Source organism: Neomoorella stamsii (assembly GCF_002995805.1).
Taxonomy (GTDB): Bacteria; Bacillota; DSM-521; order Neomoorellales; family Neomoorellaceae; genus Neomoorella; species Neomoorella stamsii.
Genome location: NZ_PVXL01000046.1, coordinates 82,492 through 96,544, shown reverse-complemented (window position 1 = coordinate 96,544; position 14,053 = coordinate 82,492). Strand labels below are relative to the sequence as shown.

The 14,053-nt window shown below is 58.6% G+C and carries 12 protein-coding genes; all 12 read left to right on the top strand.

Going from position 1 to position 14,053, the window contains the following annotated elements; translation table 11 throughout:
- Nucleotides 1-205: 205 nt before the first annotated feature.
- The 12 genes from MOST_RS09740 to ftsA all read left to right on the top strand — a co-directional run bounded on the left by MOST_RS09740 (nucleotide 206) and on the right by ftsA (nucleotide 14,017).
- Nucleotides 206-1,705: a UDP-N-acetylmuramoyl-L-alanyl-D-glutamate--2,6-diaminopimelate ligase gene (locus MOST_RS09740; RefSeq protein WP_054938367.1), complete on the top strand. Its 1,500-nt coding sequence runs from the start codon at nucleotides 206-208 to the stop codon at nucleotides 1,703-1,705.
- Nucleotides 1,699-3,096, top strand: a complete 1,398-nt coding sequence (locus MOST_RS09735; protein WP_208974893.1) for a UDP-N-acetylmuramoyl-tripeptide--D-alanyl-D-alanine ligase — start codon at nucleotides 1,699-1,701, stop codon at nucleotides 3,094-3,096. The genes MOST_RS09740 and MOST_RS09735 overlap by 7 nt, the downstream gene beginning before the upstream one ends.
- Complete coding sequence (mraY, locus tag MOST_RS09730) at nucleotides 3,089-4,045, top strand: phospho-N-acetylmuramoyl-pentapeptide-transferase (RefSeq protein WP_054938366.1); 957 nt, start codon at nucleotides 3,089-3,091, stop codon at nucleotides 4,043-4,045. The genes MOST_RS09735 and mraY overlap by 8 nt, the downstream gene beginning before the upstream one ends.
- A gap of 25 nt (nucleotides 4,046-4,070) precedes the next feature.
- On the top strand, nucleotides 4,071-5,477 hold the full coding sequence (murD, locus tag MOST_RS09725; RefSeq protein WP_054938365.1) for a UDP-N-acetylmuramoyl-L-alanine--D-glutamate ligase: 1,407 nt from the start codon (nucleotides 4,071-4,073) through the stop codon (nucleotides 5,475-5,477).
- Nucleotides 5,452-6,546 (top strand): putative lipid II flippase FtsW, encoded by a 1,095-nt coding sequence (gene ftsW / locus MOST_RS09720; protein ID WP_054938364.1) that lies wholly within the window; start codon nucleotides 5,452-5,454, stop codon nucleotides 6,544-6,546. Before murD ends, ftsW begins: the two co-directional genes overlap by 26 nt.
- Before the next feature lie 36 nt (nucleotides 6,547-6,582).
- Nucleotides 6,583-7,704: an undecaprenyldiphospho-muramoylpentapeptide beta-N-acetylglucosaminyltransferase gene (gene murG, locus MOST_RS09715; protein ID WP_054938363.1), complete on the top strand. Its 1,122-nt coding sequence runs from the start codon at nucleotides 6,583-6,585 to the stop codon at nucleotides 7,702-7,704.
- A gap of 176 nt (nucleotides 7,705-7,880) precedes the next feature.
- Entirely contained in the window at nucleotides 7,881-9,299 is a 1,419-nt protein-coding gene (gene murC / locus MOST_RS09710) for a UDP-N-acetylmuramate--L-alanine ligase (RefSeq protein WP_054938362.1), read from the top strand.
- Nucleotides 9,290-10,198 carry a UDP-N-acetylmuramate dehydrogenase gene (gene murB / locus MOST_RS09705; RefSeq protein WP_054938361.1) on the top strand — a complete coding sequence of 303 codons (909 nt, stop codon included), beginning with the start codon at nucleotides 9,290-9,292 and terminating at the stop codon, nucleotides 10,196-10,198. The genes murC and murB overlap by 10 nt, the downstream gene beginning before the upstream one ends.
- 58 nt (nucleotides 10,199-10,256) lie before the next feature.
- Complete coding sequence (gene murA, locus MOST_RS09700; RefSeq protein WP_054938360.1) at nucleotides 10,257-11,513, top strand: UDP-N-acetylglucosamine 1-carboxyvinyltransferase; 1,257 nt, start codon at nucleotides 10,257-10,259, stop codon at nucleotides 11,511-11,513.
- 74 nt (nucleotides 11,514-11,587) lie between these two features.
- On the top strand, nucleotides 11,588-12,358 hold the full coding sequence (locus tag MOST_RS09695) for a cell division protein FtsQ/DivIB (protein ID WP_054938359.1): 771 nt from the start codon (nucleotides 11,588-11,590) through the stop codon (nucleotides 12,356-12,358).
- Nucleotides 12,359-12,366: 8 nt separating this feature from the next.
- A complete protein-coding gene (locus MOST_RS09690) occupies nucleotides 12,367-12,696 on the top strand; it encodes a small basic family protein (protein ID WP_054938420.1) in 330 nt (109 codons plus the stop codon).
- Between the two features lie 88 nt (nucleotides 12,697-12,784).
- Nucleotides 12,785-14,017 (top strand): cell division protein FtsA, encoded by a 1,233-nt coding sequence (gene ftsA / locus MOST_RS09685; RefSeq protein WP_054938358.1) that lies wholly within the window; start codon nucleotides 12,785-12,787, stop codon nucleotides 14,015-14,017.
- The last annotated feature ends 36 nt before the right edge of the window (nucleotides 14,018-14,053 follow it).

The following is a 14,053-nucleotide window of genomic DNA, read 5'->3' as shown; positions in this document are numbered from 1 at the left end:
TTTGTGAGGGAACAACGTAATCTTATAGAAGGAGTAAAGTTGGCGGAACCAGGAGCCTGTTCATGGGCAATCCACAGGCGACGAGCAGCGGTCCGAACCGAGCCGTCGTCCTGTCGGCGCGTAACTCCTGAGCGGCGGAGGGACATATCCCCCCACAAGGCACCATTTCTGACAGAACCTTTTTTCCGAGGAGGAACATTTTGCCGTGACCCTGGAGGAATTAGTAGCTGCGATAGACGTTATAGACCGCGGCGGCGACCAGCAGGTTTACCTGGCCGGTCTCCATTATGATTCCCGGCAGGTGCAGCCTGGTTTTCTTTTTGTTGCCATCAAAGGCTTTAAGACTGACGGCCACTTATATATTAACGACGCCCTGGCTAGAGGCGCGGTAGCCGTCGTCCTGGAGGAGGAAGTCCCCCTGCCACCCGGGGTGGCCTGGGTACGGGTAGGCGACAGCCGCCGGGCCTTAGGAATGCTCGCGGCCCGTTTTTACGGTTATCCCAGCCACCGGTTGCGTCTCATCGGGGTAACCGGCACCAACGGCAAGACTACGACCACCCACCTCATCCAGGCTGTACTGGAGGGCGCCGGCCGGCCTACCGGTTTGCTGGGCACCATTGGCAACCGCTTAGGCGATAAGGTCTTACCGACCGCACACACCACACCAGAAGCCCTGGACTTGCAGGCCCTCCTGCACCAGCTGGTTAACCTCGGGGCTCAAGGGGTAGTCATGGAAGTATCCTCCCATGCCCTGGCCCTGCACCGGGTGGAAGGGGCCGAGTTTGACGTCGCCGTCTTTACCAATTTGACCCAGGATCACCTGGACTTCCACCGGGACATGGAGGACTACTTTAAAGTCAAAGCCAGGCTCTTCCAGGCCCTGGGCAAGGGCGTTAAAGGAGGACCCAAATACGCTGTTATCAACGGCGATGACCCCTATAGCGCCCGCTTAATAACCTTGACCCCGGTACCGGTAGTTACTTATGGCTGCAGTCCTGAATGCCAGGTCCGGGCCCGGGATATAAATTTGACGGCGGGCGGCGCTACCTGCCGGGTGACCTGGCCGGGAGGAGAAGTGGAACTCAACCTCAAACTCACCGGTCGCTTTAATATTTATAATGCCCTGGCGGCCTTTACCGTAGCCTGGCGGGAAGGCCTTGACCCCGTGGCGATTGTGAAAACTTTAGGAGAAGTCAAGGGTGTGCCCGGCCGCCTGGAGCAGGTGCGCCAGGGCCAGCCTTTCACTGTGGTCGTCGATTATGCCCATACCCCCGACGGCCTGGAGAATGTCCTCCAGGCGGCCCGGCAGGTAACAACGGGGAACCTGATTGTTGTTTTCGGTTGCGGCGGTAACCGGGACAGGGGCAAGCGGCCCCAGATGGGCAAAGCAGCCGCCCGGTTAAGCGATTACTGTATTATTACTTCTGATAACCCGCGCGATGAAGATCCGGAGGCCATAATTACTGATATTCTTCCCGGGGTAGAAGAAGTACCTGGCGCCCGCTACCAGGTGGTGGTGGACCGGCGCCGGGCCATTGCCGCGGCCCTGGCCCAGGCCCGGCCGGGGGATATGGTGGTTATTGCTGGTAAGGGGCATGAGACCTACCAGATCGTCAAAGGCCGGACACTGCCCTTTGATGACCGCCAGGTGGCCAGGGAAGAACTGGCAGCACTGGGTTATACCGGGGAGGGATCTTCGTGTTAGTGGCCATGGCCGGGGAAATATGTACCGCCGTTCAAGGCCGGCTGGTTGGCGGGGAAGGGACAACCCCGGTCAGGGGGGTCAGCACCGATAGCCGCTCCATCAAGCCGGGGATGCTTTTTATCGCCCTTAAAGGGGAGCGCTTTGACGGCCATGACTTTATAGGGATGGCCCTGGCTGGTGGCGCGGCGGCAGCCATAGGTGAACATTTCCCCCCGGAAATAGTGGCCGGCCGGCAGCCGGCACAGGCCCTGATCCAGGTGGATGACACCCTCCAGGCCCTGCAACGGCTGGCCGCTTACCACCGGCAGAAAAATTTTACCGGTCCCCTCATCGCCGTAACCGGCTCCAGCGGCAAGACCACGACCAAAAATCTGGTGGCCGCCGTGTTAAGTACGGGTATGAAGGTTTTAAAGACCCCGGGCAATTTTAACAACGAGATTGGCCTGCCCCTGACCCTTTTGAGCCTTTCACCTGAACACGAGGCCGCCGTGGTAGAGATGGCCATGCGGGGGCCAGGAGAGATAGCTGCCCTTTGTGCCATCGCCCGGCCTACCATGGGCATCATAACCAATATCGGTACGGCCCACCTGGAACGCCTGGGTTCAGTGGCAAATATCGCTGCGGCTAAGGGGGAACTCCTGGCCGCCCTGTCCCCTGGAGGGGTGGCCATTTTAAACGGCGACGACGAATGGTGCCGCAAGCTGGCAGCTACCTGCCGCTGCCGGGTAATCTTTTACGGTATCAAGAGCGAGGCGGATGTCATGGCCCGGGACATTACCGTCCTGGGAGCGCAGGGCACGATCTTCACCGCCGTTTTTCCGGGCGCTGAGATCCGGCTGCAAATACCGGTGCCGGGCCTGCATAATGTTTATGATACCCTGGCGGCCCTGGCCACCGGCTACATCTTAAGCCTGGCTCCGGGCACCATGACCGCCGGGTTGAAAAACTGGCCGGCTGAGAACTTACGCCAGGAGTTGCGGACGGGCCCGGGAGGTTGCCTGGTTTTTAACGATGCCTACAACGCCAACCCTGAGTCCATGCAGGCCGCCCTCCAGGTCCTGGCCACTATGCCGGGCCGCAAGGTGGCCGTCCTGGGGGATATGCGCGAACTGGGACCCGCGGCGCCGGCCCTCCACCGTGAGATAGGCAGGTTTGCCGCTGGCACGGGTCTTTTCCGCCTGGTTACCGTGGGGGAACTGGCCCGGGAAATAGCTGCCGGGGCAATAGCCGCCGGCATGCCGCCGGGACAGGTTTTCAGTTGCGCCAGTCACCGGGAAGCAGCAGGACACCTGCGGGACCTGGGGGCCGGGGATGTCGTCCTTTTTAAAGGCTCTCGCCTGGCGGGCATGGAGCAGGTCCTGGCCGCCTGGGAGGTGGAGGTCAATGGCTGAGGCTTTAAAAACCCTGGGCCTGGCAGCGGCGATTACCATTATCCTGGGGCCAGCAGTGATTGCTATCTTAAGGCGGTTGAAGGCCGGGCAGACAATCCGCAATGACGGTCCCCGCCGCCACATGACCAAGACCGGTACCCCGACCATGGGCGGCATTTTATTTTTAACCAGCTTGACCATGGCTTCCCTGGTAATGGCCCCGCCTTCACCGTTAATGTTATCGGCCCTTATCCTGACCTGGGGATATGCTTTGATTGGCCTTGCTGACGATGGTTTGAAGGTAGTTTTTCACCGCCCTTTAGGCCTTTACGCCCGCCAGAAGCTGGGCGGCCAGGTGCTTTTGGGCCTGGTGGGCGGGGTGGTGGCCATGCTCTGGCTGGGCCGGGGCAGCGCCCTCCAGGTACCCTTAACCGGCTTAACCCTGGACCTGGGCTGGTCATACCCGCTGCTGGCGGCCCTGCTCCTGGTGGCTACAACTAACGCGGTTAACCTGACGGACGGGCTGGACGGCCTGGCGGCGGGCATTACCCTCTGGGTGGCCTTGGCCTACGGTCTAATAGCCCTGGCCGGCGGAGAGCGGGAGCTGGTAATATTTGCTGCTGCCCTGGCGGGAGGATGTCTGGGTTTTTTAGCGTATAATTTTCATCCAGCGAAGGTTTTTATGGGTGATACCGGTTCCCTGGCCCTGGGGGCGGCCATCGGCTTCCTGGCCATCATGACCCGGACGGAACTGGTATTGCCGGTCCTGGGTGGGGTTTACGTTATCGAAGCCCTTTCAGTGATCCTGCAGGTAGCGTCCTTTCGCCTTACCGGCCGGCGCCTCTTTCGCATGAGCCCCCTGCACCATCACTTTGAACTGGCCGGCTGGCCGGAAACTAGAGTGGTGATCTTCTTCTGGGCCCTGGCCATAGTGCTGGCTATAGCCGGACTTTATGTTTTAACTATTTAAAAGTGGACAGGAAGAAGGTAGAAAAATGTCCTGGCAGGGTAAAAAAGTACTGGTAGTAGGCCTGGGAAAAAGCGGCCGGGCAGCAGCAGCCGAACTGGCCCGGCTGGGCGCCAGGGTTACTGCCTGTGACCACAAATTGCTGGACGGGGAAGAATTAGATGCTTTAAACCGGGCCGGGGTGGAGCTTATCTTAGGCCGCTACCCGGAGGTAGCTTTGCTGCAACCCTACCTGGTGGTAACTAGTCCTGGCGTGCCCTCCTGGGAACCGCCCCTGGCCGAGGCGCGGCAACTGGGGATTCCCATCTGGAGTGAACTGGAGCTGGCCTATCGCCTGCTGCCGCCGGGGGTAAAGATAGCGGCCGTTACCGGGACCAACGGCAAGACAACTACTACGGCCCTGTGCGGCCAGATCCTCCAGGATGCCGGCCTGCCGGCGGTAGTGGGGGGCAATATCGGCATTCCCCTGGTAAAGGAAGTAAGGGAGGTAATCCCGGGGGGCTATGTCGTCTGCGAGGTTAGCAGTTTCCAGCTGGAGGCCGTAACCTCTTTCCGCCCGCGGGTAGCGGTGATTTTGAATATTACCCCGGACCACATGGACCGCCATGGGGATCTGGCCAGCTACATAGCCGCCAAAGCTCGCATCATGGCCTTCCAGGAGCCGGGAGATTTTGCCGTTTTAAATTACGATGACCCCCTGATCAGGGAACTGGCTAACAACTCAAAAGCGCAGGTGTTATTTTTCAGCCGCCGGCAGCGGCCGGAGCGGGGAGCCTTTCTCAAAGACGGTGTAATTTACGCCAATCTTGGCAGCGGGGAAGTCAAGCTATGCCACCGGGAAGAGCTTTCTTTAAAAGGCAACCATAATCTCGAAAACTGCCTGGCAGCATCCCTGGTTGCCCTGGCTCTAGGGGTAAAGCCGGAACAGTTAATGGCCACTCTAAAAACCTTCCCCGGCGTTCCCCACCGCCTGGAACGGGTAGCCAAGGTGGGCGGCGTCCTCTATATAAACGATTCCAAAGGAACCAACCCCGAGGCTACCATGAAGGCCCTGGAGGCCTATCCCAACCCTATAGTCCTTATTGCCGGGGGGAGAAACAAGGGTAGTGACTTTACCCCGCTGGCCCAGAGAATGGCCGGCCGGGTCAAGTACCTGGTCCTGGTGGGCGAAGCGGCTCCGGACCTGGAGCAGGCAGCCAGGGGGGCAGGGATTAAGCATATTTACCGGGCCTCCGGTTTTAAAGATGCCGTCCTGGAGGCAGCCCGGCAAGCCTCTCCGGGGGACATCGTCATGCTCTCGCCGGCCTGCGCCAGCTGGGATATGTTTAATAACTATGAAGAACGGGGCGACCTGTTTAAAAGTATAGTACGGGAACTGGCGGAAAACAGCGATGGAGGAGGTAACCATCATGCGCCGCAGGGCAGGGCCCATTGATTTCTGGATCTTACTGCCGGTTGTGCTCCTGCTCGGGATAGGGATTATCATGGTTTTCAGCGCCAGCGCCCTTACTTCTTCCTACAACTACGGCGATGCCTTCTACTTTTTAAAACGCCAGCTGGCCTGGGCGGCCATAGGCTTGAGCGGCCTTTTTTTTACCATGCAATTCGACTACACCCATTTACGCCGCCTGGCAACGCCTTTTCTGGGGCTGGCCATTATCCTCCTGGTGCTGGTCTTAATTATCGGCACCGCTTCCCGGGGTTCGACTCGCTGGTTGGGAGTAGGATCCTTAAGTTTCCAGCCTTCGGAAACCATTAAACTGGCCATGGTCATCTTCCTGGCAGCCAGCCTGGCCCAGAACCGCCAGCACCTTCATTACCTGGTGCAGGGGATAGGCCCCTATCTTGCCCTGATGGCCCTGGTTTGTCTCTTAATCCTGGCCCAGCCCGACCTTGGCACGGCTGTGGCCGTAGCCGGGACTACCTACCTCATGCTCACGGTAGCCGGGGCAGATAAACGTTACCTGGCCCTGCTGGCCGTCCTGGGTGTGGCGGCGGTGGCTCTAGCTATTGTCATTGCCCCCTACCGCATGGCCCGCTTTACAGCTTTTCTGGACCCCTGGGCCGACCCCCGCATGTACGGTTGGCAGACTATCCAATCCCTGCTGGCCATTGGCTCCGGCGGTCTCTTTGGTACCGGCCTTGGTGAGGGACGGCAGAAGCTGTATTACCTCCCGGAAAACCATACAGACTTTATCTTCGCCATTATCAGCGAAGAGCTGGGGTTTATCGGCGCCGCCCTGGTGGTAATCCTCTTTTTAATCCTGGTCTGGCGGGGTTTCCATACGGCCTTTAAAGCTCCCGACGCCTTTGGCAGCCTCCTGGCCGCCGGCCTGACCATTATGCTGGCCCTCCAGGCCCTGATCAATATGGGGGTGGTCACCGGCATGCTGCCGGTAACGGGCATCACCCTGCCCCTGGTAAGCTACGGCGGCTCTTCCCTGATATTTTCCTTGCTGGGTATCGGCATCTTGCTCAATATATCCCGCTATGCCCAGCACTGACGCGTGCGCCAGTGCTGGATTAGAGGTGACCTGACTTTGCGCATTATTATTACCGGCGGGGGTACCGGGGGTCACGTCTACCCGGCCCTGGCCATTGCCCGGGGCCTGCAGCAGGTCCGGCCGGAGGCAGAATTATTGTATATTGGTACAGCCAGGGGGCTGGAAGCCGATGTTGTCCCCAGGGCCGGCCTGCCTTTCGCAACCATTACCGTCCAGGGACTGGAGCGGCGCCGGATCTGGAAAAACGTCCCTGCCCTGGCGAAAATAGCCCGGGGCCTGGGGGAAGCCTGGTTCCAGGTGCGGCGCTTCCGGCCTGAGCTGGTTGTAGGTACCGGCGGCTACGTCAGCGGCCCGGTGTGCCTGGCCGCGGCCCTGCAGGGCATACCGGTGGTTCTCCATGAACAGAATGCCTTTCCCGGCCTGACCAACCGCCTGCTGGCTACCATGGCCCGGGCCGTTTGCCTGACCTTCCCCGAGGCGGCCGGCCGTTTCCCCCGCCGCGCCCTCCTGGTAACCACCGGTTTACCGGTACGACCGGAAATTCTCTGGGCCGACCGTAGCGTTAGCCGCCAGCAACTGGGCCTCCGGGAAAACCAGTTATTCATAGTGGTTGTCGGCGGCAGCCAGGGGGCCAAAAGCATTAATCAAGCCATGTTGCCGGTATTGAAAGAATTGGCCGGGCGGCCTGACGTGAGTATACTTCAGGTAACAGGGCGCCGTGACTACGAAGTTTACCTGCAGCAGGTCCGGGAACGGGGAATAGACCTGGACAAATATGGCAATATTACCATTAAACCCTATATTTATGATCTGGAGCATGCCCTGGCGGCAGCCGACCTGGTAATCGGACGGGCAGGGGCTTCTTTTTTGGCAGAGGTCCTGGCCAGGGGCTTGCCTTCCATCTTGATCCCTTACCCCCACGCTGCCGCCAACCACCAGGAGTATAACGCCCGCGCTGTGGCCAGGAAGGGGGCGGCCATCCTTATCCTGGACCGGGAACTTAAAGGAGGACGTCTCCACCAGGCCATCAACCATCTCCTGGCTGATCGCGGGCGCCTGCAGGCCATGGCGGCAGCAGCGGTGAGACTGGGCCGGCCCAATGCCCTGGAGGCCATCGTAGAGGTAATTTTAGCTGAGCTGGAAAGATCTAAACGTTAAATTCAACCCAGGACAAGCTCATGCCCCGCCTGACTTGTTATTCTCCCATGCCAGAAAGAAGCCGGCCTCACGGATGGCGAGCAAGGGAGGACAGCTCTGCCCAGGCACCTGTTATGCAGGCTATGCATATGATGCAGATGTAGCAGCCAGGGCGGGAGTAGCTCCGCGGGAAGGAGATGAAAGATTTGGGAGCAGGGGGTTGGACCCACTTCGTCGGCATTGGCGGGGTGGGTATGAGCGGCCTGGCCCAGCTGTTGCTGGTCCAGGGTTACCGGGTATCAGGCTCGGACCCCAAGGAAAATCAATTTACCCGGCAACTGGCAGCGCAGGGTGCTGTAATCTACCATCGCCATGAAGCAGGGAATATAGCTCCCGGGGTACAGGAGGTTGTTATTTCCTCGGCAGTGCCGCCTGACAATCCGGAAGTTATTGCCGCTCGCCACCGGGGTTTACCCGTTATCAAGCGCGGGGAACTGCTGGCCCGGTTATTTAACGCCCGGCGGGGTATTGCTGTGGCCGGTGCCCACGGTAAAACCACGACTTCAGCCCTGGTAGCCCTGGCCCTGAAGGAAGCCGGCCTGGACCCGGCAGCCGTCATTGGCGGTTATGTCCGCGAATTTGACAGCAATACCCTGCCGGGGAGGGGACCTTATTTTGTAGCCGAGGCCGATGAAAGCGATGGTTCTTTTTTATGGTTAAAGCCGGAAATCGCCCTGGTAACCAATATTGAGAGTGATCACCTGGATCACTACGGTAGCCTGGAAAGGATCGTCGCCGCCTTTGCCGCATTTTTGGACCAGGTCCGGCCGGGTGGCAAGGCCGTTTTATGTACCGAAGATCCCCGGGTGGCGGAGATTGCTACTAGGAGCGGGCGAGCGGTAATTACTTATGGCTTTAGTGGTGAGCCCGACTACCGGGCCAGCGAAGTAACCTTGAGTGGCCTGGGGGGACGTGCTGCCATATATTACCGTGACCGGTACCTGGGAGAACTAGTTTTAAAGGTACCGGGGCGTCATAATATTTTGAATGCCCTGGGGGCTATTGCGGTAGCCCACCAGCTGGAGACACCCTTTCCGGTCATCGCCTCGGCCCTGGGGGCGTTTCGGGGTGTAGGCCGGCGCTTTGAGGTCCTCTGGGATGATGGTGCTACCCGGGTGGTTGATGACTATGCCCACCACCCGACGGAAATCGAGGCTACCCTGGCGGCGGCTGGCCAGGTGGGAGCGCGAAGGGTAGTGGCCGTCTTCCAGCCCCACCGTTATACCCGGACCTACCACCTCTACCGGGAATTCGGTCGTGCCTTTAACCGGGCTGATGTCGTTATTATCAATGATATTTATGCGGCCGGGGAAGAGCCCCTGGACGGAGTAACTTCCCGGCTCATCCTGGAAGAAATCAAAAGAAACGGGCACTCGCAAGTCTATTACCTGCCTACCCTGGAAGAAACTATGGCCTTTCTAAAAAAATCCTGTACTGCCGGGGACCTGATTTTAACCATGGGCGCAGGGGATGTCTGGCAGGTAGGGGTTGAGCTGGCCCGCTTCCTGGCGGCGAAACAGGCTTTATCTGAGGTGGGCGCTGGCAGATGCATTTAGCGACCCTGGCGCGAGAACTACAGCAGGGTTTACAGGGGGAAGTATTGATCAACGAACCCCTGGCCCGCCACACGACCTGGCGCATAGGCGGGCCGGCCGATTTGCTCGCCCGGCCCGCAACCGGAGAAGAAATTGATTTTTGCCTGGGTTTCGCGAGGCAAAAGGGTTTACCCCTGCATATTATGGGTAACGGCTCCAATCTTTTAGTTGGTGATGGTGGTGTCCGCGGCCTGGTGGTCCAGACCAAAGCCTGGCGCCAGGTTCTGGTCCAGGGCCGGGTCATAAGGGCTTGCGCTGGCGCCTTTATTGCCAGGGTGCTGGATGTAGCCGGCCGAGCCGGCCTGGGGGGCCTGGAGTTTGCTGCCGGCATCCCGGCTACCATTGGCGGGGCTGTGGTGATGAATGCCGGTACCCCGGAGGGTTGCCTGGGAGATATTGTCCGTGGTGTGGAGGTAATTGCCCCTGACGGTAGCCGGTATTACCTGGAGCGCCGGGATATAACCTTTAGCTACCGCTACAGTTCCTTACGCCAAGAGGGAACGGTTGTGGCTGTCGATTTAGCAATGACTGCCAGTGATCCCCTGGTTATCCAGGAGAGGGTGCGAAAAAATCTTGAGGGACGGCAGGCCAGGCAGCCCCTGGAATGGCCCAATGCCGGCAGCGTCTTTAAAAACCCGGCGGGCTATTATGCGGGTCAACTGATTGAAGAGGTGGGGGCCAAGGGGTGGCAGGCCGGCCAGGCGCAAGTGTCGACCAAACACGCTAACTTTATCATAAACCTGGGCCGGGCTACGGCTGCCGATGTCCTGGAACTCATAGCCAGGATCCAGGAGGCAGTAGCCAGGGCTTTCGGGATCAACCTGGAACTGGAAGTGGAAATTTGGGGTGATAGCCAATAACTTGAATGGCTACCCTGGTGGCGAACCGCCGTGAGCCGTATTTTTGGGGGGATAGGCCTTGGAGTGTCTGGTCATCAACGGGGGGCGACGCCTGGAAGGGTCGGTGGCCGTCAACGGGGCCAAGAATGCGGCTTTACCCATTATGGCGGCCATGCTCCTGGCAACAGGCGAATGCACTTTGAGGCGGGTACCCAGGCTGCAGGATGTTACCGTGATGGCGGCTGTCATTCGCTCCCTGGGATTAAAGATAGAACGGAGTAATACTACCCTGCATGTGAGCCCGGCAACGGTAACGTTGCCCGAAGTACCGGGAGAATTGATGCGGCAACTCAGGGCTTCCAACCTGGTCATGGGGCCCCTCCTGGGGCGCTACCACTACTTCCGGGTTCCCTATCCCGGTGGTTGTGCCATCGGCTCCCGGCCCATGGACCTGCACCTGAAAGGTTTTACGGCCATGGGCGCCGAAGTAACGGAAAAACAGGGCTATATTGAGGCCAGGACGACCGGCCTCCAGGGAACTACCATCTACCTGGACTTCCCCAGCGTCGGGGCGACGGAAAACCTGATGATGGCCGCCGTCCTGGCTGGGGGGGTTACCATCCTCCACAATGCCGCCCGGGAGCCGGAAATCGTCGACCTGCAGAATTTCCTTAATAGCCTGGGAGCCCGGATTCAAGGCGCCGGCCAGGATACCATCCGCATTGAAGGAGTTAAGGAACTTAAACAGGCAGACTATCAGATTATCCCGGACCGGATTGAAGCCGGCACCTTCCTGGCGGCAGCAGCCGGAACCGGTGGCGATGTTTTTATAAAGGATTGCCAGGCGGAACACCTCCTGGCCGTCCTGGCCAAGTTAACGGAGATGGGTGCGAGAATTACGGTTAAAAGAGACGGCATTCGCCTCCAGGGGCCGGCACGTTTAAAAGCCATCGACTGCAAGACTTTACCTTACCCGGGTTTTCCCACTGATATGCAGCCCCAGCTCATGGCCCTGATGACGGTGGCCGAGGGGACCAGCGTCCTGGTGGAGAGTATCTTTGAAAATCGTTTCAAACATGCCGCTGAATTACGGCGCCTGGGAGCCGATATTAAAATTGAAGGGCGGGTGGCAGTCATCAATGGCGTCCCGGGCTTAAGCGGCAGCTTAGTGGAAGCTTCCGACCTGCGGGCCGGGGCAGCCCTGGTAATTGCCGGTCTCATGGCCGAAGGGCAAACCAGGGTGGAAGGCGTTTACCACCTGGACCGGGGCTATGAACAACTGGAAGCCCGCCTCAGGAGCCTTGGAGCGGATATCCGGCGGCTAGATGAGAGGTGAGAAGTGAGATGTCACCTCCCATTACTGGACAGGCCTGCATTTTCTGGTATAATGGCAGTAAATGAGGTGGGTAGATGGTTGTCCAGGCCCATTCACCCCGGGTTTACCGGCGGCGCCGGCAGCGGATGCGGCGATTATTGTTTTTCTTGTTAACGGTAGCGGCCTTATTTTATTTTATCCATTCTGGTTTCTTTAGCCTGGAAAACATAGAGATTACCGGGAACGAGCATATCCCAACGGCTGAACTAGAAAATTTAATTGGCGTTGCCAGGGGCATTAACCTCTGGCAGGTGGATACTGCCGCGATAGCCAAACGCCTGGCCACCCATCCCCTGGTAGCTAAGGCCAGGGTAAGTCGTCGCTGGCCCCGCACCCTGGCCATTCAGATCGAGGAAAGGACCCCGGTGGCTATCCTGGTGCAGGATGGGAGTTTTTTACTGGTCGATGGGGGTGGTGTGGTCATGGAAAGGATACCGCGTATAGGCCACTTAAAGTTGCCCCTCATTTCCGGCCTGGGCAAGCTGGAGAACACCGGTCCTGGCAGGGAGATTAACCATGCCGGCCTGCAGGCTGCCCTGGCAGTGGTCCGGCAGGTGCCCCCTGGAGATTTAAACCAGCTCCAGGAAATAATAGCCTCTTCCCCTGTTAACCTCCAGCTAATCTGGGCGGGCAATATCCTGGTGAAGTTTGGCGACGGGCAACAGGTGGCGGAAAAGCTAAACAGGTTGCATGAAGCCCTCCAGGGCCTTGCCGGCAGGGAGGCTATTGATTATATTGATGTTAGCTTTGCGGGACCGCCGGTAGTAAAATTTAACCAGCCTGAAAAACAGGGGAAGAAGGGATGAAGAAAAATATGTGGATACCCTTAATCGGCCTTATCTTAGGAGTATTGATTGGCCTCCTGCTGCCCGTAAAGATACCGGTTGTCTATAGCAAGTATATGTCGGTAGCCGTCCTGGCGGCCCTGGATTCCGTTTTTGGGGGCTTGAGGGCCAGCATGGAGGAAAACTTTGATAATGCCATTTTCCTGACGGGCTTTTTTTCCAATACTTTGCTGGCAGCCTTTTTAGCCTATATAGGTGACCAGCTGGGGGTTGAGTTATATCTGGCGGCCGTCCTGGTCTTTGGCGTGCGTTTATTCCAGAACCTTGCTATCATCCGGCGCCATCTGCTAAAAAGATAAGAAAATCTATTTGCAAAAAAAGGGAAAGCGAAAGTTATGTTGAATTCTCCTTCTTAAAGAAGGCCGGGGAGCCTGGAGGTGCCAGAGTTTGCCCAAGGATAACGTGGTGGTCGGTCTCGATATAGGCACCACCAAGGTGGTTGCAGTAGTGGCGGAAGTCACGCTACAGGGCCGCCTGAATATCATTGGCCTGGGGGAAACACCGTCCGGAGGCCTGCGTAAAGGTATAATTGTCGATATTGAAAATACAGCCCGGGCCATTGAAAAAGCGGTGGAACAGGCCGAGCGCATGAGCGGTTGCCGTATTTCTTCGGCCTTTGTTGGCCTGACAGGTCCCCATATCGGCTCCATTAACAATCGCGGGGTAGTAGCCGTTACCGGCGAAGACGGTGAAGTCGGGCCCGAGGATGTGGAGCGGGTCCTCCAGGCAGCCCGGGTAATACCCCTGCCGGCCGACAGGCGGATCATCCACGTCCTGCCGCGCCAGTATATTGTCGATGGCTATGACGGCATTATGGACCCTATCGGCATGAGTGGTTCGCGCCTGGAAGTGGAAACTCAGATTGTCACCGCTGCCGGGGCCGCCGTCCAGAATACCCTGAAAAGCGTGCAGCGGGCCGGCCTGGCAATTGAGGAACTGGTATTAAATCCCCTGGCTTCGGCCGAGGCGGTACTCCAGCAGGCAGAAAAGGAACTGGGTACCGTGGTGGTCGATATCGGCGGGGGCACGACGGAGATCGCCGTGATCTCCCAGGGGTGCCTGTGGTTTGCCGCCGTCCTGCCCATAGGCAGCGAGCATATAACCAGTGATCTGGCGGTAGGTTTACGTACCCCCCTCACCCAGGCCGAGGCCATTAAAAAGGAACATGGTTGTGTCCTGGCGGAGCTGGTAGCTGAAAATGAATTTATAGAGGTGCCGGCGGTAGGGGGCAAGGAGAAGAAGCGGGTACCCAAAAAGATGCTGGCGGCCATTATCGAGCCCCGGGTAGAGGAGATTTTTACCCTTGTCCGCCGGGAGATTAACGGCTCCCATTTCCAGGGCCTTTTACCGGGAGGGGTGGTCTTGACAGGTGGCGGCGCATTACTAGAGGGGATAACCCAGCTGGCAGGCGAGGCCCTGGCCATGCCGGTCCGCCTTGGCTGGCCTGAGAATAGCGGCGGGCTGGCCGATATGGTGGCTTCTCCGGCTTATGCCACCGCGGTGGGCTTGGTGAATTATGGCGCTGGTCGCCTGGCTCATACCCAGGCTGCCGCCGGCCGCGAAGCCATCTGGGAAAACTTCTGGGCACGGCTAAAAAACTGGTGGCGGGAACTTTTTTAAATAAAAGCATGAAACTCATCAGGGCGATTTCGTGTC